This is a genomic window from Burkholderia sp. NFPP32 (genome assembly GCF_900119325.1).
Taxonomy (GTDB): Bacteria; Pseudomonadota; Gammaproteobacteria; order Burkholderiales; family Burkholderiaceae; genus Burkholderia; species Burkholderia pyrrocinia_C.
In genome coordinates this window covers 82,261-101,303 of the sequence record NZ_FPJP01000005.1, presented here as the reverse complement: position 1 = coordinate 101,303, position 19,043 = coordinate 82,261, and the positions used below count along the sequence as shown (strand labels likewise).

20 protein-coding genes and 1 pseudogene are annotated in these 19,043 nt (G+C 66.0%); 12 read left to right on the top strand and 9 right to left on the bottom strand.

Translation table 11 applies throughout. The annotated features are described in order from the left end of the window. Window positions 1-182: 182 nt before the first annotated feature. Both BT264_RS12120 and BT264_RS12115 read right to left on the bottom strand, forming a co-directional pair. Window positions 183-632, bottom strand: a complete 450-nt coding sequence (locus BT264_RS12120; protein ID WP_072437185.1) for a hypothetical protein — start codon at window positions 630-632, stop codon at window positions 183-185. Window positions 633-935: 303 nt separating this feature from the next. Beyond that, window positions 936-1,226: a PsiF family protein gene (locus tag BT264_RS12115; RefSeq protein WP_034181226.1), complete on the bottom strand. Its 291-nt coding sequence runs from the start codon at window positions 1,224-1,226 to the stop codon at window positions 936-938. Between the two features lie 272 nt (window positions 1,227-1,498). On the opposite strand from BT264_RS12115, the gene BT264_RS12110 reads away from it, so the two are divergent. Beyond that, window positions 1,499-2,521 carry an asparaginase gene (locus BT264_RS12110; RefSeq protein WP_072437186.1) on the top strand — a complete coding sequence of 341 codons (1,023 nt, stop codon included), beginning with the start codon at window positions 1,499-1,501 and terminating at the stop codon, window positions 2,519-2,521. Window positions 2,522-2,617: 96 nt separating this feature from the next. Here the strand turns inward: BT264_RS12110 and lysM are convergent, their stop codons facing one another. From lysM to gcl, 4 genes are all read right to left on the bottom strand, one after another. After that, window positions 2,618-3,088, bottom strand: a complete 471-nt coding sequence (lysM, locus tag BT264_RS12105; protein WP_047900890.1) for a peptidoglycan-binding protein LysM — start codon at window positions 3,086-3,088, stop codon at window positions 2,618-2,620. Window positions 3,089-3,547: 459 nt separating this feature from the next. After that, entirely contained in the window at window positions 3,548-4,441 is an 894-nt protein-coding gene (locus tag BT264_RS12100; protein ID WP_072437187.1) for a 2-hydroxy-3-oxopropionate reductase, read from the bottom strand. 41 nt (window positions 4,442-4,482) lie between these two features. Then, on the bottom strand, window positions 4,483-5,292 hold the full coding sequence (gene hyi / locus BT264_RS12095; protein WP_072437188.1) for a hydroxypyruvate isomerase: 810 nt from the start codon (window positions 5,290-5,292) through the stop codon (window positions 4,483-4,485). A 43-nt stretch (window positions 5,293-5,335) separates the two neighbouring features. Continuing rightward, the gene (gcl, locus tag BT264_RS12090) at window positions 5,336-7,111 is read right to left on the bottom strand and encodes a glyoxylate carboligase (protein ID WP_072437189.1); all 1,776 of its coding nucleotides are present in this window, start codon (window positions 7,109-7,111) and stop codon (window positions 5,336-5,338) included. Window positions 7,112-7,283: 172 nt separating this feature from the next. Here gcl and BT264_RS12085 point away from each other — a divergent pair, with 172 nt between their 5' ends. From BT264_RS12085 to BT264_RS12040, 10 genes are all read left to right on the top strand, one after another. Next, window positions 7,284-8,195, top strand: a complete 912-nt coding sequence (locus BT264_RS12085) for a LysR family transcriptional regulator (protein ID WP_072437190.1) — start codon at window positions 7,284-7,286, stop codon at window positions 8,193-8,195. A 177-nt stretch (window positions 8,196-8,372) separates the two neighbouring features. Further along, entirely contained in the window at window positions 8,373-9,014 is a 642-nt protein-coding gene (locus tag BT264_RS12080; protein ID WP_072437191.1) for an RNA polymerase sigma factor, read from the top strand. Beyond that, a complete protein-coding gene (locus BT264_RS12075) occupies window positions 9,004-9,891 on the top strand; it encodes an anti-sigma factor family protein (RefSeq protein ID WP_072437192.1) in 888 nt (295 codons plus the stop codon). The genes BT264_RS12080 and BT264_RS12075 overlap by 11 nt, the downstream gene beginning before the upstream one ends. A gap of 232 nt (window positions 9,892-10,123) precedes the next feature. Further along, window positions 10,124-10,498 (top strand): 30S ribosomal protein S6, encoded by a 375-nt coding sequence (rpsF, locus tag BT264_RS12070; RefSeq protein WP_004193673.1) that lies wholly within the window; start codon window positions 10,124-10,126, stop codon window positions 10,496-10,498. Between the two features lie 40 nt (window positions 10,499-10,538). Beyond that, on the top strand, window positions 10,539-10,838 hold the full coding sequence (gene priB, locus BT264_RS12065) for a primosomal replication protein N (protein WP_011657069.1): 300 nt from the start codon (window positions 10,539-10,541) through the stop codon (window positions 10,836-10,838). Window positions 10,839-10,842: 4 nt separating this feature from the next. Next, a complete protein-coding gene (rpsR, locus tag BT264_RS12060; RefSeq protein ID WP_034181234.1) occupies window positions 10,843-11,118 on the top strand; it encodes a 30S ribosomal protein S18 in 276 nt (91 codons plus the stop codon). 27 nt (window positions 11,119-11,145) lie between these two features. Beyond that, entirely contained in the window at window positions 11,146-11,598 is a 453-nt protein-coding gene (gene rplI / locus BT264_RS12055) for a 50S ribosomal protein L9 (protein WP_047900882.1), read from the top strand. Between the two features lie 139 nt (window positions 11,599-11,737). After that, the gene (locus BT264_RS12050) at window positions 11,738-13,120 is read left to right on the top strand and encodes a replicative DNA helicase (protein WP_072437193.1); all 1,383 of its coding nucleotides are present in this window, start codon (window positions 11,738-11,740) and stop codon (window positions 13,118-13,120) included. A gap of 138 nt (window positions 13,121-13,258) precedes the next feature. Then, window positions 13,259-13,885, top strand: a complete 627-nt coding sequence (locus BT264_RS12045; RefSeq protein ID WP_034181237.1) for a DUF47 domain-containing protein — start codon at window positions 13,259-13,261, stop codon at window positions 13,883-13,885. 10 nt (window positions 13,886-13,895) lie between these two features. Continuing rightward, window positions 13,896-14,906 carry an inorganic phosphate transporter gene (locus tag BT264_RS12040; protein ID WP_072437194.1) on the top strand — a complete coding sequence of 337 codons (1,011 nt, stop codon included), beginning with the start codon at window positions 13,896-13,898 and terminating at the stop codon, window positions 14,904-14,906. Between the two features lie 143 nt (window positions 14,907-15,049). Here the strand turns inward: BT264_RS12040 and BT264_RS12035 are convergent, their stop codons facing one another. Both BT264_RS12035 and BT264_RS12030 read right to left on the bottom strand, forming a co-directional pair. Further along, window positions 15,050-16,129, bottom strand: coding sequence for a C40 family peptidase (locus BT264_RS12035; RefSeq protein WP_072437195.1), 1,080 nt, complete (start codon window positions 16,127-16,129; stop codon window positions 15,050-15,052). A 238-nt stretch (window positions 16,130-16,367) separates the two neighbouring features. Continuing rightward, window positions 16,368-18,170: a PhoH family protein gene (locus BT264_RS12030; RefSeq protein WP_072437196.1), complete on the bottom strand. Its 1,803-nt coding sequence runs from the start codon at window positions 18,168-18,170 to the stop codon at window positions 16,368-16,370. Here BT264_RS12030 and BT264_RS40475 point away from each other — a divergent pair. Then, window positions 18,066-18,310, top strand: a pseudogene (locus BT264_RS40475) (hypothetical protein); the annotation flags it as partial. The gene BT264_RS12030 and the pseudogene BT264_RS40475 sit on opposite strands and share 105 nt — an antisense overlap. A gap of 192 nt (window positions 18,311-18,502) precedes the next feature. On the opposite strand, the gene BT264_RS12020 reads toward BT264_RS40475, so the two are convergent. Then, window positions 18,503-18,964, bottom strand: coding sequence for a peroxiredoxin (locus BT264_RS12020; protein WP_006756046.1), 462 nt, complete (start codon window positions 18,962-18,964; stop codon window positions 18,503-18,505). Between the last annotated feature and the right edge of the window lie 79 nt (window positions 18,965-19,043).

Genomic DNA, 19,043 nt, shown 5'->3' with positions numbered 1-19,043 from the left:
ATATCACAGCGGATTACAACCCCTTTTCGTTCGTGCGTGAAAGAGCGTCAAATCGGGGGGGCGGTGTCGCTGCGCGCCAACGGACCGATCGGATCGGCGCCCGCGCACCGACGCGCCCCGCGCGGGTCGGCATGCGGGAAACCAGGGCGGCAGATCGGGCGGCGACGGCGCTTGCGGGCGGGTCAGTGCGTGACCGGCGGGACGGGCGGCTTGATCGGCGGGCGGCGCAGCGCGCGGCGGATCAGTGCGATCACGACGCCGCAGGCGAACAGGAATGCGGCCGGTACGACCCAGTAGCCGACGAACGCATGCCACAGATAGCCCGCGAGCGTAGTGCGGCGCACCACGTATTCGTCGCGGGCCGCCTGCTGGCGCGGCGCGTTGGCGGCGAGCACGTCGGCCGGGCAGCCGGCCGCGCGCGCCTCGTCAGGATCCCCGTGACACTTCGCGGCGGCGCCGGCTGCCTGCTGCGCGTCGGTGAGCTGCCAGGTGGTCAGCGCGAGCTGCAGGTCCGCCTTGTTGTAGGCCATTTCCTCGCGGATCTCGCGTACTGCGACGATCGCGACGGGCACGGCCCAGAACACGATCACGATCAGCCAGCGGCGGAACCAGCGGTGTTGTCTCCATGCCATCCATGCCTCCAATTGACGCGCGTGCGCGTCCGTCTCGAGGGCGGCCCGATGGCGCTTCTTGTACTTGGGTGGGCCGCGTTGCAGCCATCATAGAAGAAAACGCGGCGAATTGCCGCACCATGTGGCGGCGCCGGTACGGCGGGCCCGGAAAGTGGGACGCGTGGAGGCGGGCGGTCGAACGGCGGCGGCGGAACACGTGCGGCAGGCGCTTCACGCGCGTACGCGTCGATGCGCATGCAACGAAAACAAAAATGCCGCGCCCGCCGAAGCGGTGCGCGGCATTCGATACGGGAGCGCCGGAACTCAGGCGGCCGGCTGGCTGCTCAGGCAGCTCTTCATGAACGCCTTGCGGTCGTCGCCCTTCTTGCCGGTGGCCTGCGTGTTGCAGGCCTTCATCTTTTCCTGCTGCGTCATCGCCTTCGCGGGCTTCGCCGACAGGCAGTCCTTCATGAACGCCTTGCGTTCGTCGCCCGTCTTGCCTGCTGCCTGGGTGTTACAGGCCTTCATCTTGTCCTGCTGGCTGTTCGCCGCGAACGCGGGGGAAGCCAGCATGCCGCCGAGGAGCACTGCGGCTACGAGCGATTGGATTTTCATTTCGACACTCCCATGGGGTGAATTGCGTGTTGTCGACGCCGTCACGAAGCACGTTGCGATGAGGATAGGGCCACATCGCACCGTGCGCTCCGATTATGGCAAATCAATGTGAAAAACACCGAAACGGCACTTCCTATAACGTTGCGGGCGCCGCGGCCGTTGACGACGCGCGCGACCGGGTGATCGGGACAAACCATGAGGCGCGGCGGCCGGCATCGGCCGTGGCGCCGGAACCTGCCGGATCCCGGCCGCGAGCCATTACAATCGCGGCCATGAATACTCCGAATCCCGCATCCCCCCCGTCCGCGGCGGCCCTGCCGCGCATCGCCGTGCTCGCCACCGGCGGCACGATCGCCGGCGCCGCGCCCGACGCGGCCAGCACGGCCGGCTACCAGGCCGGCGCGCTCGGCGTCGGTTTCCTGGTCGACGCGGTGCCGGCGCTTGCGTCGGTCGCGCGCATCGACGCCGAGCAGATCGCCAGCATCGACAGCAAGGATCTCGCACTGCCGCTGTGGAACACGCTCGCCGCGCGGATCGACGTGCTGATGGCCGATCCGGCGGTCGACGGCATCGTGATCACGCACGGCACCGACACGCTCGAGGAAACCGCGTATGCACTTCACCTGGTCGTGAAAGGCGACAAGCCGGTCGTGCTGACGGCCGCGATGCGGCCGGCGACCGCGCTGTCGTCCGACGGCCCGCTGAACCTGCTGAACGCGGTGACGGTGGCCGCGCATCCGGCCGCGCGCGGGCAGGGCGTGCTGATCGCGTTCAACAACCGGATCCACGGCGCGCGCGACGTCGTGAAGACGAGCACCTATGCGGTCGACGCATTCCAGTCGCCGGAACTCGGTGCGCTTGGCTGGGTGCAGGACGGCCGCGTCGAATTCGCGCGCCGCGTCACGCGCTCGCACGATGCGCAACTGGCGATCGCCGCAACGTGGCCGCCCGTCGAAGTCGTCGCGAGCTACGCGGGCGTGACGCGCACGGCCGTCGATGCGCTTGTGGCGGCCGGCGTGCGCGGGCTCGTCGTGGCCGGCACCGGCAACGGGTCGATCCATGCGACACTGCAGGCGGCGCTCGCCGATGCGGTGAGCGCGGGCGTTGCCGTGGTCCGCGCGTCGCGCGTCGGCTCGGGGCATGTGATGCGCAACGGCGCGGCCAACGACGATGCGCTCGGCTTCGTCAGCGCGGGCTCGCTGAATCCGTTCAAGGCGCGCGTGCTGCTGATGCTCGCGCTGGCGAACGGCATCCGGGCGCGCGACGAACTGCAGCGCGTATTCGATACGTTCTGACCGATGTCCGCCCGCCGCTCGCGCGGCGCGGCATCGCCAAAGAAAAAGGCAGGCCCGATGGCCTGCCTTTTCCGTTTTTCAATCCTGCGCGGATGCTCAGGACTGCGGCGGAATCACGAGCTTCTGGCCCGGATAGATCTTGTCCGGGCTCGACAGCATCGGCTTGTTCGCTTCGAAGATCGCCGGGTACTTGTTCGCGTCGCCATACACTTCCTTGGCGATCGCGGACAGCGTGTCGCCCGGCTTCACGTCGTGGTACTGCACTTCCGGATCGTCGGGCTGCAGATCGTCGTCGTTGACGCCCGCGACGCCCTGCACGTTGCCGGCCGCGACCTTGACCTTGGCCTTCGTGTCGAGATCGGCGACGCTGCCCGACAGCGTGACGGTGCGCGATGCGCCGTCGAACGCGACCGTCAGGTTCGACGTGTCGAGACCCTGCGTACTGATGTAGTTCTTGATCGCATCGGCCGCGGTCTGGTTCGCGGCATTCGGATCTTCCGCCGCTTGCGCGTCGGCATGACCCAGCAGTTTTTCACCCGCCTCTTTGATAAACGAAAGAAGACCCATCGCTGCACTCCTTAGGTGGTTGAAAAGAAAACGCGCCGTGAAGTGGCGAAAAAAACACCGCGCTGGGCGCATTCACCGGAGTGAACGCAAGCGCGGCGGTTTTCTCGAAAGGCGTGGCGAAAGTGTAGGCGTTCAGCGCGACGATTGCATGAAAAATCGCACGCTCGAACGTAAAGAAATGTAATACGCGAAATCCGACAGGCGGACACCCGACGACGACGTCTGACCGACCAAGGCTTCCCCGGCGCCGCCGGGTGCCGCTGCGGACCCCACCACGCCGCTCTCAGCCCAGAGCGGCGTTTTTCGCCCCGTCGCGCATGCGGTTGGCGATGCGCGGCGGGGCGCCCCACCGTGATGCGCGCGTGCGTCGCGCATCGATGCGACCGGCCGCGGCCGGATCGCGCGTGTTCTTCGCGCGCGTCCGCCATTGCAGCGGAACCGCGCGTTTTTGCGTCCGCGTTACGCGGCCGGCGTCTGGCCGATCTCGAAGTTCGACATGATCTCGAGCGCGCGCACGAGTGCCGAGTGATCCCACGCCTTGCCGCCGTGCGATGCGCACACGCTGAACAGCTGCTGCGCGCTCGCGGTATGCGGCAGGGCGAGGCCGAGCTTGCGTGCGCCGTCGAGCGCGAGGTTCAGGTCCTTCTGGTGCAGCTCGATGCGGAAGCCCGGATCGAACGTGCGCTTCGTCATCCGCGCGCCGTGCACTTCGAGGATGCGCGACGCGGCGAAGCCGCCCATCAGTGCCTGGCGAACGCGCTCCGGATCGGCGCCCGAGCGTGCGGCGAACAGCAATGCTTCGCCGACGGCCTCGATGTTCAGCGCGACGATGATCTGGTTCGCGACCTTGCAGGTCTGGCCCGCGCCGTTGTCGCCGACGAGCGTGATGTTCTTGCCCATCTTCTCGAACAGCGGCTTTGCGCGCTCGAAGGCCTGTTCCGGGCCGCCGACCATGATCGTCAGCGTTGCTTCGCGTGCGCCGACTTCGCCGCCGGACACCGGTGCGTCGAGGTAGTCGCAGCCGAGCGCGTTGATCTGCTTCGCGAATTCCTGCGTGTCGAGCGGCGAGATCGAGCTCATGTCGATCACGAGCTTGCCGGCCGTCAGGCCTTTTGCGACGCCGTCGTCGGCGAACAGCACGTTACGCACGTCGGGCGTGTCCGGCACCATCGAGATGATGATGTCCGCGTTCCGTGCGACTTCGGTCGAGTTCGCGACGACCTTGGCGCTCGCGCGCAGGTCGTCCGGGATCGGGAACGCACCGTTCACGACGAGCTGATGATCGCCCTTGAGCAGGTTGCGCGCCATGTGCGCGCCCATGATGCCGAGGCCGATGAAACCGATGGTTGCCATGTGAAAGTCTCCTGGAGGGGCGAAAGCGGGAAGGGCGGATCTCAGGCGGCGCGGCGCGCCGAGCCCGGCGCGCAGCCGGCGACGCTTTGCAGCCAGCCGAGGCCTTCCGTCGTGGTGGTACGGGGCTTGTATTCGCAGCCGACGTGGCCGTTGTAGCCGAGCCGGTCGAGCAGTGCGAACAGGAACGCGTAGTTGATCTCGCCCGTGCCCGGCTCGTTGCGGCCCGGGTTGTCCGCGAGCTGGACGTGGCCGATCGATGCGAGGTTGCGTTCGATCGTCGCGGCCAGTTCGCCTTCCATGCGCTGCATGTGATAGATGTCGTACTGCAGGAACAGGTTGTCCGAGCCGACCGCGCGGATCACGTCGAGCCCTTCGGCCGAGCGGTTCAGCGCGAAGCCCGGGATGTCGAAGCTGTTGCACGGCTCGACGAGCAGGCGGATGCCTTCGCGCTTCAGCGCGTCGGCCGCAAAGCGCAGGTTGTCGACGATCGTGACGAACGTCTTGTCGCGCGCCGTGCTGGCCGACGGGATGCCGACGAGGCAGTTCAGTTGCGGCACCTTCAGTGCCTTCGCATACTCGATCGCACGGCCGACGCCTTCCTGGAACTCGCCGACGCGATCGGGCAGGCACGCGATGCCGCGCTCGCCCTGGTCCCAGTTGCCGGCGGGCAGGTTGTGCAGCACGAGGTGCAGGCGGTGCGTCTCGAGCCGCTCGGCGAGTTCCTCTTTCGCGTACGGATACGGGAACAGGAACTCGACGGCGTCGAAGCCCGCGTCCGCGGCCGCCTTGAAGCGGTCGAGGAACGGCACTTCGTTGAACAGCATGGTCAGGTTTGCAGCAAACTTCGGCATGAGCTAAGCCTCTTCGGTCGGTCAGTCAAAAATGTCCTGCGGATCAGTCGAGCATCGAGATGGCGGTCGGTGCATGCTCGGCCTTTTCGGCGAGATCCTCGAATTCGTTGATCGCGTCGATTTCGGTGCCCATCGAGATGTTCGTCACGCGCTCGAGGATCACTTCGACGACCACCGGCACGCTGAACTCTTCCGCGAGCGATTGCGCCTGCCGCAGCGCCGGCTCGATCTCTTCCGGCTTGAACACGCGCAGCGCCTTGCAGCCGAGGCCTTCGGCAACGGCCACGTGATCGACGCCATAGCCGTTCAGTTCCGGGGCGTTCACGTTGTCGAACGCGAGCTGCACGCAGTAGTCCATGTCGAACGCACGTTGCGCCTGGCGGATCAGCCCGAGGTACGAGTTGTTCACGACGACGTGCACGTACGGCAGCTTGAATTGCGCGCCGGCCGCCAGTTCCTCGATCATGAACTGGAAGTCGTAGTCGCCGGACAGCGCGACGATCGGGCGGCTCGGGTCGGCCGCACGCACGCCGAGCGCGGCGGGGATCGTCCAGCCGAGCGGGCCGGCCTGGCCGCAGTTGATCCAGTTGCGTGCCTTGAACACGTGCAGGAACTGCGCGGCGGCGATCTGCGACAGGCCGATCGTACTGACGTAGCACGTATCCCGGCCGAACACCTTGTTCATCTCTTCGTACACGCGCTGCGGCTTGACCGGCACGTTGTCGAAGTGCGTCTTGCGCTGCAGCGTGCGCTTGCGTTGCTGGCAATCCGCGACCCATGCGCTGCGGTCCTTCAGCTTGCCGGCGGCCTTCCATTCCTGCGCGACGGCGACGAACAGCTCCAGCGCGGCCTTTGCGTCCGACACGATGCCGAGATCCGGGCCGAACACGCGGCCGATCTGTGTCGGCTCGATGTCGACGTGCACGAACTTGCGGCCCTTCGTGTAGACCTCGACGCTGCCCGTGTGGCGGTTCGCCCAGCGGTTGCCGATGCCGAGCACGAAGTCGGACGCGAGCATCGTCGCGTTGCCGTAGCGGTGCGACGTCTGCAGGCCGACCATGCCGGCCATCAGTGGGTGGTCGTCCGGAATCGCACCCCACGACATCAGCGTCGGGATCACCGGCACGCCGATCGTTTCGGCGAACTGGACAAGGAGGTCTTCGGCCGCCGCGTTGAGCACGCCGCCGCCCGACACGATCAGCGGCTTGTCCGCGTCGTTGAGCATCGCGAGCGCCTTCTCGATCTGTGCGCGGCTGGCCGCGGGCTTGTAGACCGGCAGCGGTTCGTACGTGTCGATGTCGAACTCGATTTCGGCGAGCTGCACGTCGATCGGCAGGTCGACCAGCACCGGGCCCGGACGGCCCGAGCGCATCAGGTGGAATGCCTGCTGGAACACGCGCGGCACGAGCGCCGGCTCGCGCACGGTGACGGCCCACTTGGTGACCGGCTTCGCGATCGACTCGATGTCGACGGCCTGGAAGTCTTCCTTGTACAGGCGCGCACGCGGTGCCTGGCCCGTGATCGCGAGGATTGGAATCGAGTCGGCCGATGCGGAGTAGAGGCCCGTGATCATGTCGGTGCCGGCGGGGCCCGACGTGCCGATGCACACGCCGATGTTGCCCGGGGCGGCACGCGTGAAGCCTTCGGCCATGTGCGATGCGCCCTCGACGTGGCGGGCCAGCACGTGGCTGATGCCCCCCGACTTGCGCATCGCGGAGTAGAACGGGTTGATGGCTGCGCCAGGCACGCCGAACGCGGTCTGGATGCCTTCCTTCTCGAGCACGAGCACTGCTGCGTCGACGGCTCTCATCTTGGCCATGAATGTCTCCTTGAATGTGGCGGATCGTGCGAATCGGTCTGTTGGGGACACTTTAGGGATGCAGGAAAGGTTTGATAAGATCAGCCGAAGTCGCTTATTTCGAAACTAAATGTATGGAATGACGGCCGGACGGCGCTTCCCGCCGGTGTCGGAACAGAGACGGAGACGGCAGATGGATCGCTTCAAGCAGATCGAGACGTTCGTGCGGGTCGCCGATGCCGGCAGCCTCGCGGCGGCGGCGCTAGAGGAAGGCGTGTCGCCGGTGGTGCTCGGGCGGCGCATCGACGCGCTCGAGAAGCGCCTCGGCGTGAAGCTGATGTACCGCTCGACGCGGCGGCTGGTGGTCAGCGAGGAGGGCGCCGCGTTCCTCGAACGCTGCCGCGGGCTGTTGTCCGAATGGGACCAGGCCGAGAACGAGCTGTCCGCCGGGCGGCGCGCGGTCAGCGGGCACCTGATCGTGTCCGCGCCGGCCGCGTTCGGGCGCAAGCACGTCGCGCCGCACGCGCCCGGCTTTCTGGCCGACAAGCCCGACATGCAACTGTCGTTCAACCTGACCGACCGTGTCGTCGATCTCGTGCGCGAAGGCTACGACCTGTCGATCCGGATCGGAGGCGCCGTCGACCCGAACTTCGTCGCGGTGAAGCTCGCGTCGAACCGGCGCGTCGTGTGCGGCACGCCCGACTATTTCCGCCGGCACGGCCGGCCGAAGTCGCTCGACGACCTGCTGAAGCACAACTGCCTCGCGTTCAACCTGCAGGGCGGGCAGAACCGCGGCTGGTATTTCCGGCGCCACGGCAAGATCGCGACGATGCGCGTCGCGGGCAATCTCGACTGCAACGACGGCGAGTTGCTGCACCGCTGGGTGGCCGAAGGCCTCGGGCTCGGCTGGCGCTCGACGTGGGAAATCGCCGCGCAACTCGAAACGGGCGAGCTCGAGACCGTGCTCGACGAGTATGCGCTGCCCGACTACGACATCCTCGCCGTCTACCCGCAACAGCGCTACGTGCCGGCGCGCGTGCGCTATTTCATCGACTACCTGCGCGACGCGTACGCGCGCCCCGGCTACTGGAGCACCACGCCGTAACGGCTACGGGCGGCACGGCATCCGGGTCGTCCGGCGTTTTTTTACGCTTCATGTGCGTTGCGCGGGAATAAACTCGACGCAGCGACGGTAAGGTCATCGAGCGCGCACGTTGCCGGTCTGTCCGGGCGCCATGCGCGGAACGGGCGCGGTTTCGGCCGCCGGGACCAGGGAGGCCATGTGGGGCAAGCCGGACAGGCGGTCGATGAGCGGGCGGAGGGCGATGCGATAGCGCGCGGCGAGCGGTTTCGTACGCTCGTGCTGCCGCATCTCGACGCCGCGTACAACCTCGCGCGCTGGCTGAGCGGCAACGCCAGCGATGCTGACGACGTTGTCCAGGACGCGTGTATGCGCGCGCTGCGCTTCATCGATTCGTGTCGCGGCGACAACGCGCGGCCGTGGCTGCTGACGATCGTGCGCCACACCTGGTACACCGAATGGCGGCGCCGTACGCACGCGCACGAGGTCGCGCTGCCCGACACGCTCGACGACGCCGACGTTCTCGACGACTGGCAGCCGGCGACCGAGGATCCGCTCGCGCAACTGCTGCGCGGCGAGAACGTGCGGGTCGTGAATGCGGCGCTTGCGAAGCTGCCGCCCGAATACCGTGAGGTGCTCGTGCTGCGCGAGATGGAGGACCTGAGTTACCGCGAGATCGCGGCGATCGCGGACGTGCCGGTCGGCACGGTGATGTCGCGGCTCGCGCGCGGCCGCCGCAGGCTCGCCGTGCTGCTGGGCGGCGACACCACGCCGGCGGCCAAAGGCAGGCCGGGCCATACGCCGGCAGGCGGAACCGCATCGGAGGCTATCGATGGACTGTAACGAAGCGCGAGCATTGCTGGACGCGGATGTCGACCGCGAGCTGTCGGCGCCCGATGCGTTGCGCGTCCAGCAGCATGTCGACGGGTGCGACGCGTGCCGCCGCGATCGCGCGCGGATCGTCACGCTGGTGCAGGCCGTGCGGCAGGCCGATTATCACCGCGCGCCGGATGCGCTGCGGGCGAGCATCCTTGCGAGCCTGCCGGCAGCCGGGGACGGGCGCGCCCGCGGGCAATCCCGGGCGGAACCCGAGCCCGAGCGGCGATCGCAGCCGCGGCCGCGCGGCCGTCGCTGGTTTTCCTGGCTGGGCGGCGGCGTATCGGCACGCCCGGCGCCGGCGGCCCCGGGGCCGCGCGTCGCCGCGCTGCCCGGGCTCGGCTGGGGCGTGGCGCTGATGGTCGCGCTTGCCGCGGCGGCCGGGATGGCGCTGTCCGCGCGCCACGCCGACACCGACCGCACGGTCGACGAACTCGTCGCGAGCCACGTGCGGGCCGACCTGTCGGCGCGCGCCATCGACGTGATCTCGACCGACCGGCATACGGTCAAGCCATGGTTCAACGGCCGGCTCGACTATGCGCCGCCGGTCGAGGATCTCGCGGCGAGCGGCTTCGCACTGGTCGGCGGCCGGCTCGACTATGTCGGGCGGCGCCGCGTCGCGGTGCTCGTCTACCGTTACCGGCAGCACGTGATCGACGTCTACGTGCGGCCGGCCGGCGAAGGGCCGGCGGCCCCGTATGCGACCGTGTCGCAGGGCTACGCGCTCGACCGCTGGGACGCGGCCGGGATGACGTGGTGGGCCGTGACCGACGCGGAGCCGTCGGCCCTCGCGGCGTTCAGGACGGCGCTCGACGCGCGGCTCGCCGGCACGCGCAGCGAGTGACGACGCACGGGCCGCGGCCCGTGCGCTTGTGTCCCGACCCCGATCGCAAAAAGGGCGACGGGCGGCCGATTACGCAGGCCAAGCCCTTCAAGTCTTTGAAAACACGGCCGAATCCGGCCGAGAATCGTTGATTGGCCTTGCATGCGCCCCGTATCCGGGTTAGAATCTTCGGCTTCTCACTTGCCACACCGGTTCAGACGCCCGGGTGGCTTTAATCCACAAGGAGTGTGTAATGCGTCATTACGAAATCGTATTCATCGTGCACCCTGATCAAAGCGAGCAAGTGCCCGCGATGATCGAGCGTTACAAGTCCACGATCACGTCGCACGGCGGTCAGATCCACCGCGTCGAAGACTGGGGCCGTCGCCAACTGGCCTACATGATCGAGAAACTCGCGAAGGCTCACTACGTCTGCATGAACATCGAGTGCGACCAGACGACGCTCGACGAACTCGAACACGCGTTCAAGTTCAACGACGCCGTGCTGCGCCACCTCATCGTCAAGATGAAGAAGGCCGAAACCGGCCCGTCGCCGATGATGAAGGAAGTTCAGCGCGAAGAAGCCAAGAAGGCGGCTGCAGCTCAGCCGACCGAAGCGCAGGCTTAAGTTCGTCATTCATTAAGCCATCAAGGAGCGCGCCACTCACGTGAACAGGTTGCAATTGACGGCGAGCGTCGTCGAACGCGCACCGGTGCGATATACGCCGGCAGGTGTTCCGATCGCAAGCGCCACATTGCATCACCGCACGGAAGTCGTCGAAGCAGGCATTCCCCGTCAGGTCGAAATGACGATCGAGGCGGTGGCGGCCGGTGAGGCGAGCGGCAGGCTGGAAAGCCGTGAAATGGGCGTCGAGACGCTGTTCACGGGCTTCCTGGCAAAGAAAAGCCGCAACGCGAGAACCTTGGTGTTTCACATCACTGCATTGCAGGACATTGGAAAGGACTGAAATCATGGCCCGCCCGACTGGTAAAAAATTCGACAAGCGTCGTCAGCAACAAAACCCGCTCTTCAAGCGCAAGAAGTTCTGCCGTTTCACGGCCGCCGGCGTCGATCAGATCGACTACAAGGACACGGAAACGCTGAAGGACTTCATCGGCGAAAACGGCAAGATCACGCCGGCTCGCCTGACGGGTACGAAGTCGCACTATCAGCGTCAGCTCGACACGGCAATCAAGCGTGCGCGTTTCCTCGCGCTGCTGCCGTACACCGATCAGCACAAGGCGTAACTCGGCGACGCCATAAGGAGAATTCGAATGCAAATCATTCTGTTGGAAAAAGTCGCCAATCTGGGTAACCTCGGCGACATCGTCAAGGTCAAGGACGGTTACGCTCGCAACTTCCTGATCCCGAACCGCAAGGCTCGCCGTGCAACGAAGGAAGCGATCGCCGAATTCGAAGTGCGCCGCGCTGAACTCGAAAAGATCGCCGCTGAAAAGCTGGCAGCCTCGCAGGCAGTCGGCGAGAAGCTGAACGGCCAGTCGTTCGAAATCACGCAGAAGTCGGGCGTTGACGGCCGTCTGTTCGGCTCGGTCACGAACGGCGACGTCGCGGAACTGCTGAAGAAGGCAGGTTTCGAAGTCGAGAAGCTGCAAGTTCGCATGCCGGAAGGCCCGCTGAAGATGATCGGCGAGCACAATGTCCAGGTCGCGCTGCACACGGACGTCGTCGTCGACGTCACGGTCAACGTGATCGGCGACCACGCGTAAGCGTACGCAAGCTTTCCGGGCGGCCTCCGCTGTCCGGACAAGGGCAGGCGCCCGGGCAACCGGGGCCTGCCTTTTTTATTGCCGCATCACTGGCGGCCGGTATGGCGTCGTCCGGTGTAATTCGCGATAATCCCAACCCATGAACGCGCCGCAAGATCCTCAAATCGAATCGCTGAAAGTCCCGCCGCATTCGGTCGAAGCCGAACAGTCGGTGCTCGGCGGCCTGTTGCTCGACAACGCGGCATGGGACCGGATTGCCGACTTCCTGTCGCAGGGCGATTTCTATCGCTACGACCACCGGATCATCTACGAGCACATCGGCCGGCTGATCGCGTCGACGCGCCCGGCCGACGTCGTCACCGTGTACGAAGCGATGACCACGTCCGGCAAGGCCGACGACGTCGGCGGGCTCGCGTACCTGAACGCACTCGCGCAGAACACGCCGAGCGCGGCGAACATCCGTCGTTATGCGGAAATCGTGCGCGACCGTGCGGTGCTGCGCCGGCTCGTGTCGGTCGCCGACGAAATCTCGGCCGACGCGTTCAATCCGCAGGGCAAGGAAGTCCGCCAGCTGCTCGACGAAGCCGAGTCGAAGGTATTCTCGATCGCCGAAGAGGGCGCGCGCGGCAACCAGGGCTTCCTCGAGATCGGCCCGCTGCTCACGCAGGTCGTCGAGCGCATCGACACGCTGTACCACACCGCGAACCCGAGCGACGTCACCGGTACGCCGACGGGCTTCGTCGACCTCGACCGGATGACCTCCGGGATGCACGGCGGCGAACTGATCATCGTGGCGGGGCGCCCGTCGATGGGTAAGACCGCCTTCTCGATGAACATCGGCGAGTACGTCGCGGTCGAGTACGGGCTGCCGGTCGCGGTGTTCTCGATGGAAATGCCGGGCACCCAGCTCGTGATGCGTATGCTCGGCTCGATCGGCCGGCTTGACCAGCACCGGATGCGTACGGGCCGCCTGACGGACGAGGATTGGCCGAAACTGACGCACGCGGTGCAGAAGATGAGCGAGGCGCAAATCTTCATCGACGAGACGGGCGGCCTGAACCCGATGGAATTGCGCTCGCGCGCGCGGCGTCTCTCGCGGCAATGCGGCAAGCTCGGCCTGATCATCGTCGACTACCTGCAGCTGATGTCGGGCTCGTCGCAGGGCGAGAACCGCGCGACCGAAATCTCGGAAATCTCGCGATCGCTGAAGAGCCTCGCGAAGGAACTCGACGTGCCGGTGATCGCGCTGTCGCAGCTGAACCGCGGCCTCGAACAGCGTCCGAACAAGCGTCCGGTGATGTCCGATTTGCGCGAATCGGGCGCAATCGAACAGGACGCGGACGTGATCCTGTTCATTTATCGCGACGAAGTTTACAACCCGGACAGCCCGGACAAGGGCACGGCCGAAATCATCATCGGCAAGCAGCGTAACGGCCCGATCGGTCCCGTTCGGCTCACGTTCCTGGGTCAATACACGAAGTTCGACAACTTTGCCGGGGCGCAGAACTTCTACGGCGAGTAGCGCCGGATGTAAACCCTTATTTCGCCAAGCGTTGTATCCAATCCCGGCGTGCGCATATGCGCGCGTCGCGGCGCGACCGAAAACGGTACAATGTCGCCCGTTTTCGTGACAGTAGTTTGACAATCTCTCAGGAATCCCATGTTCGGTCGATTCATGCCCACCGAGGGCAAGTTCTTTGAACTCTTCAACGCGCACGCAAAGCACATCGTTGCCGGCGGACGCGAACTCGAACTGCTGATCGACAATCTCGCCGACGCCGAGATTCACAAGCAAAACGTGCAGACGGCCGAGAAGGCCGCCGACAAGCTCACGCACGAAGCGATCGATCTGCTGCACAAGACTTTCATCACGCCGCTCGATCGCGACGAGATCCACAAGCTGATCACGACGATGGACGACATCCTCGACCTGATGGAAGACGTCGCGACGGCCGTGTCGCTGTACGACGTGCAGGCCGTCACGTCCGAGGCGAGCCAGCTCGCGCACATCGTCACGCAGTCGGCCCAGCACGTGCAGCAGGCGGTCGGGATGCTGTCCGACATGAAGCAGTCGGCGCAGATCCTCAAGCAGTGCGAGGAGATCGACCGCTGGGAGTCGGAGGCCGATCGCGTGCTGCGCGCCGCGATGTCGAAGCTGTTCCGCGAAGAAGACGACGTCAAGACGCTCATCAAGCTGAAGGCGATCTACGAGCTGCTCGAAGAGATCACCGACAAGTGCGAGGACGTCGCGAACATCATCGAAGGCATCGTGCTGGAAAACGCCTGAGCGGACCACGATGCATTCGATACAACTCGCCCTATGGATGGTCGCGACGCTGGTGCTCGTCGCGCTCGTATTCGACTTCATGAACGGCTTCCACGACGCGGCGAACTCGATCGCCACCGTCGTGTCCACCGGGGTGCTGAAACCCCAGCAGGCCGTGGTGTTCGCGGCGGCGTTCAACGTCATCGCGTATTTCATCTTCCACCTGAAAGTCGCGCAGACCGTCGGTAAAGGCACGATCGATCCCGAGATCGTCGACCACTACGTCGTGTTCGGCGCGCTGGTCGGCGCGATCGGCTGGAACGTGATCACCTGGTACTACGGGATTCCGTCGAGCTCGTCGCACGCGCTGATCGGCGGCCTCGTCGGCTCGGCACTCGCGAAGTCTGGCTGGAGCTCGCTGAACATCGACGGGCTGATGAAGACCGTCGCGTTCATCTTCATTTCGCCGCTGCTCGGCTTCATCCTCGGTTCGCTGTTCATGCTCGGCGTGTCGTGGCTGTATTTCCGTACCGCACCCAGCAAGGTCGACCGGCGGTTCCGCAGGCTCCAGCTGCTGTCGGCCGGCCTGTACAGCCTCGGCCACGGCGGCAACGACGCGCAAAAGACGATCGGCATCATCTGGATGCTGCTGATCGCGTCGGGCTATGCGTCGGCGACGTCCGATGCGCCGCCCGCGTGGGTGATCGGCGCGTGCTACCTGTCGATGGGCCTCGGCACGCTGTTCGGCGGCTGGCGCATCGTGCGCACGATGGGCCAGAAGATCACGAAGCTCAAGCCGGTCGGCGGTTTCTGTGCCGAAAGCGGCGGCGCGATCACGCTGTTCATCGCGTCGTTCCTCGGCATCCCCGTATCGACCACGCATACGATCACCGGCGCGATCGTCGGCGTCGGCGCGACGCAGAAGCTGTCGGCCGTGCGTTGGGGTGTTGCCGGCAACATCGTGTGGGCGTGGGTGCTGACGATTCCGGCATCCGCGTTGATCGCGGCCGGCGGATGGTGGCTCGGACACCGGATCTTCTGATCGCCGACGCTGCGGGATCGACATGAAATGCGCCGCAAGCCGAAAGGCTGCGGCGCATTTTCTTTGGGGGCGAGGAAGTTTGCGACGAACGGCGGGGCTGCGGCGGATGCCGCCGAGGTTACCGTCGGCGCTTGAGCAACGGGCTAGTAGCTTCCGTTCGCGAACCGGGCAATCGGATCGTCTGCGGTGCCGGTGCGCGGGCTAACGGGCGCGGATTGCGTCGACGCACGCAGCACCTGCACGGCCGCGGGCTCGGTGCCGCGCGGCGACGTCGCGGCTGCTGCCGGTGGCGGCTCCGCATCGAATGCGGCAGCCTGGGCGGCCGTCAGTGCCGTCGTCGGAATCTGCGTGCTGGCTTCTACCGGGCCGGTCGGCGCTGCGTTCGCCGTCATTGCGGTCAGGCCGCCATCGCCAATCGCCGATGTTGCCTGCTGCCGGGCTGCCTGCACGCGCGTCGGCGGCGGTTCGTACGGATCGGCGGGTGCGGCCGCAGGCGCCACTGCCGCGGTCGTCACGGCCGGCATGACCGGAGCGGGCGACTGCGTCGCTCCGGCTTGCGACGACGCATAGGCAGGCTGCCGCGGCGCGGCGGCAGTCACGACAGGGGCGGGCGCAACCGCCGGCGGGTTGCGCGGCTCGTCGCGCTTCGCTTCGTAGGTCGGCGCATCGAACGGCGTGGGCGTCGCGCGCGGCGGCGCGACGCGGCGAATGCCGTCGAAACGCTTGGCCCAGTACGGGTTCGTCAGGTAGTCGAGCCGCACGGTGCCGCCCGTCGACGGTGCGTTGACGAAGCGCAGCTTGCCGACATAGATGCCGACGTGCGAATGCGGCCGCCCGGTCGTATTGAAGAAGATCAGGTCGCCCGGCGCGACCTGGTCGGGCTCGATCGACACGCCGCGGTCGCTCATGTCGGCGGTCGTGCGCGGCAGGTTCACGTCGGCCGCGCGGCCGATCACGTAGCGCACGAGCCCGCTGCAGTCGAAACCGCTCGTCGGCGTATTGCCGCCCCAGCGATACGGGACGCCGACCAGGCTCATCGCCTGGATCGAGATTTCTTCCTGGCCGACGCTGTGATCGACGAATTTCGGGAAATTGGCGGGAGCCGGGAATGCGCGCGGCGTCGTGATCTTCATTCCCGGCTCGCGCGATGCCGACTGCGGCGGCACGCTGGAGCAGGCCGCAAGCAGCGAAACGACGGCGAGGGGAACCCAGATTCGAAGCATGGCAAGGCGGGCGAGCGCGGCGCACTCGCGAATCGTATGACAACAGACAGACCCGATGGTAGACGCTCCGGCGGAGCTTAAGCAACCATTCTTGAGAATTTACTTGAAGTTTCGCGCGTAAATGGGGTTATTGCGTGACAACGCGTTACAGCGTTTTCGACCCCAAATAAAAAACGGCGCTCCGGAAACGGAGCGCCGCGATGCGTCGAAAGCCGGCCGGAGAGGACGGCCTGCCGTGTTACAGGATGTCCGACGCGTAGTCGGCGAGCCGCGAGCGTTCGCCGCGCGCGAGCGTCACGTGGCCGCTGTGGCCCCAGCCCTTGAAGCGGTCGACGACGTAGGTCAGGCCCGAACTGCCTTCGGTCAGGTAGGGCGTGTCGATCTGCGCGATGTTGCCGAGGCACACGATCTTCGTGCCGGGGCCCGCGCGCGTGACGAGCGTCTTCATCTGTTTCGGCGTCAGGTTCTGCGCTTCGTCGATGATCAGGTACTTGTCGACGAACGTACGGCCGCGCATGAAGTTCATGCTCTTCACCTTCAGGCGCGAACGGATCAGTTCCTGAGTCGCTGCACGGCCCCATTCGCCGGCGGCATCGTCGGTCTTCTGCAGCACTTCGAGGTTGTCGTCGAATGCGCCCATCCACGGCTGCATCTTCTCTTCCTCGGTACCGGGCAGGAAACCGATGTCCTCGCCGACGGGCACGGTCGCGCGCGTCACGATGATCTCGTTGTAGCGCTTGTCGTCGAGCACCTGCGCGAGGCCGGCCGCGAGCGCGACGAGCGTCTTGCCGGTGCCGGCCTGGCCGAGCAGCGTGACGAAGTCGATCTCGGGGTTCATCAGCAGGTTCAGCGCGAAGTTCTGCTCGCGATTGCGCGCGGTGATGCCCCACACGTTGTTCTTGTGGTGGCTGTAGTCGCGCAGCGTCTGCAGCAGCGCGGTCTTGCCGTTCAGCTCGCGGACGATCGCGTGGAACGTCGGTTCGCCGTTCTGCGGCTCGAGATAGACGAACTCGTTGACGAGCATCGACGCGACGAGCGGACCCGTCACGCGGTAGTACGTGGTGCCCGTCTTCGTGTCCTGCCAGCTCTCCATGCCCTTCGCGTGCTTGGTCCAGAAGTCCTGCGGCAGTTCGCGCACGCCGTTGTAGAGGAGATCCGAGTCCTCCAGCACCTGGTCGTTGAAGTAGTCTTCCGCGGGCAGGCCGAGCGCGTGCGCCTTGATCCGCATGTTGATGTCTTTCGACACCAGCACGACCTGGCGGTCGGGCCGGTCGCGCTGCAGCGCGCGCACGACGCCGAGGATCTGGTTGTCGGCCTTGCCTGTGGGCAAGCCTTCGACGGGCGCGATGTCGGCGAGCTTCGTCTGGAAGTACAGGCGGCCGAGCGCCTCGCGGCTGCCGAGGCGCGACAGCGGGATGCCGGCCGTGATCGCGCCTGCATCGGCGACGAGCGCGTCGAGCGTGCGGCTGACCTGGCGTGCGTTGCGCGCGACTTCGGACATCCCCTTCTTGTGGTTGTCGAGTTCCTCGAGCGTCATCATCGGCAGATAGACGTCGTGTTCCTCGAAGCGGAAGAGGCTGCTCGGGTCGTGCATCAACACGTTGGTGTCGAGTACGAACAGTTTCTGCAGTTCGGCGTCGGCGGGCTTGCGGCCGCGCGATTTCGTCGCCGTACCGGCATCGCGCGCGGGAGCCGCGGCCGGTTTGTCGGCGGACGGCTTGTCGTTGCGCGCGACGACCGGCGCCGCGGGGGCGGCGGGCGCCGGCATCGGCTGCAACAGTGCGGCCGTCTGTCTGGTCTTGCGGCCGCGTGCGGGTGCGCTCGCGGCATCTTGCGCCGAAGACGCGACGGCGCGCAGCGGCGCAGCCGTGTTCGCGGCTTCGATCATCGGTTGGGCCACGCTGGCCGGACCATAATCACCGGCTGTGGATGCGTCCCCTTCGGCGGATTTCTTCGCGGCTTTCGCGGGCCGCGCTTTCACCTTGTATTCGTCGGGCGGCAGAAGGCTGCCGAGCTTGCTGGGGGGAGTAGGCAAAGGCATGGTGTCCCTCGGGAGGAATCGTGTCGCAAGGCGTGCGCCGCTGATCGCATCCTGCTTGACGTAGACGCATGCAGTTTGCGCGCGGTGGCGCACAGGAATTTCGTCTAGCCGGTTCGCCTAAGTGTCGATCAGCTCCTTGACGGGGTGAGGGCCGGACCGAGGGCCGGCGCGCAATCCATAAAAAAAGCCGCTGCCCCGTCGACAGGGGCATGCGGCTCGGCTGATACCGTCGTGATGCGCGTCAGGTGCCGGGAAGCATCGCATCGAGCACCGGCGCAGCTACGAGAAATATGGGGCGAACTGGCATTCATTGCGGCCCAATATAACGCGCCTCAAAGCGCTTGTACAGCACTTAGCACGTCGTCCACATGCCCCGGCACCTTGATGCCGCGCCATGCCTGACGGAGTACGCCGTCGGCGTCGATCAGGAACGTCGAGCGCTCGATTCCGCGCACTTCCTTGCCATACATTTTCTTCATCTTGATGACATCGAACAGCGCGCACAGCGCTTCGTCGGCATCCGAGATCAGCGGGAACGGCAGTTCGAGCTTTGCCTTGAAATTGTCATGCGAGCGCAGGCTGTCGCGCGACACGCCGATGACTTCCGCACCGGCTTTCTTGAACTTCGGATAGAGATCGCGGAACTGCAGCCCTTCGGTCGTGCAGCCCGGCGTGTTGTCCTTCGGATAGAAGTACAGCACGAGCTTCTTGCCCTTCAGGTCGGACAGCGAAATGTCGCCGCCCGTGGCCGGTGCGGTGAAATCGGGAACTTGACGGTCAACTTCGACAGACACGTGTTTCTCCTGTTGTTATGGAAAGGCGCCGCTGCGGCGCGGTTCGGCGGGGCGTCGCGGCAGCGCGCCGCAAGGGCGC

Bases quoted from the DNA above. Each gene is read 5' to 3' on its own strand.
- BT264_RS12120 (WP_072437185.1), bottom strand. From the start codon at position 632: ATGGCATGGAGACAACACCGCTGGTTCCGCCGCTGGCTGATCGTGATC.
- BT264_RS12115 (WP_034181226.1), bottom strand. From the start codon at position 1,226: ATGAAAATCCAATCGCTCGTAGCCGCAGTGCTCCTCGGCGGCATGCTG.
- BT264_RS12110 (WP_072437186.1), top strand. From the start codon at position 1,499: ATGAATACTCCGAATCCCGCATCCCCCCCGTCCGCGGCGGCCCTGCCG.
- lysM (WP_047900890.1), bottom strand. From the start codon at position 3,088: ATGGGTCTTCTTTCGTTTATCAAAGAGGCGGGTGAAAAACTGCTGGGT.
- BT264_RS12100 (WP_072437187.1), bottom strand. From the start codon at position 4,441: ATGGCAACCATCGGTTTCATCGGCCTCGGCATCATGGGCGCGCACATG.
- hyi (WP_072437188.1), bottom strand. From the start codon at position 5,292: ATGCCGAAGTTTGCTGCAAACCTGACCATGCTGTTCAACGAAGTGCCG.
- gcl (WP_072437189.1), bottom strand. From the start codon at position 7,111: ATGGCCAAGATGAGAGCCGTCGACGCAGCAGTGCTCGTGCTCGAGAAG.
- BT264_RS12085 (WP_072437190.1), top strand. From the start codon at position 7,284: ATGGATCGCTTCAAGCAGATCGAGACGTTCGTGCGGGTCGCCGATGCC.
- BT264_RS12075 (WP_072437192.1), top strand. From the start codon at position 9,004: ATGGACTGTAACGAAGCGCGAGCATTGCTGGACGCGGATGTCGACCGC.
- rpsF (WP_004193673.1), top strand. From the start codon at position 10,124: ATGCGTCATTACGAAATCGTATTCATCGTGCACCCTGATCAAAGCGAG.
- rpsR (WP_034181234.1), top strand. From the start codon at position 10,843: ATGGCCCGCCCGACTGGTAAAAAATTCGACAAGCGTCGTCAGCAACAA.
- rplI (WP_047900882.1), top strand. From the start codon at position 11,146: ATGCAAATCATTCTGTTGGAAAAAGTCGCCAATCTGGGTAACCTCGGC.
- BT264_RS12050 (WP_072437193.1), top strand. From the start codon at position 11,738: ATGAACGCGCCGCAAGATCCTCAAATCGAATCGCTGAAAGTCCCGCCG.
- BT264_RS12045 (WP_034181237.1), top strand. From the start codon at position 13,259: ATGTTCGGTCGATTCATGCCCACCGAGGGCAAGTTCTTTGAACTCTTC.
- BT264_RS12040 (WP_072437194.1), top strand. From the start codon at position 13,896: ATGCATTCGATACAACTCGCCCTATGGATGGTCGCGACGCTGGTGCTC.
- BT264_RS12035 (WP_072437195.1), bottom strand. From the start codon at position 16,129: ATGCTTCGAATCTGGGTTCCCCTCGCCGTCGTTTCGCTGCTTGCGGCC.
- BT264_RS12030 (WP_072437196.1), bottom strand. From the start codon at position 18,170: ATGCCTTTGCCTACTCCCCCCAGCAAGCTCGGCAGCCTTCTGCCGCCC.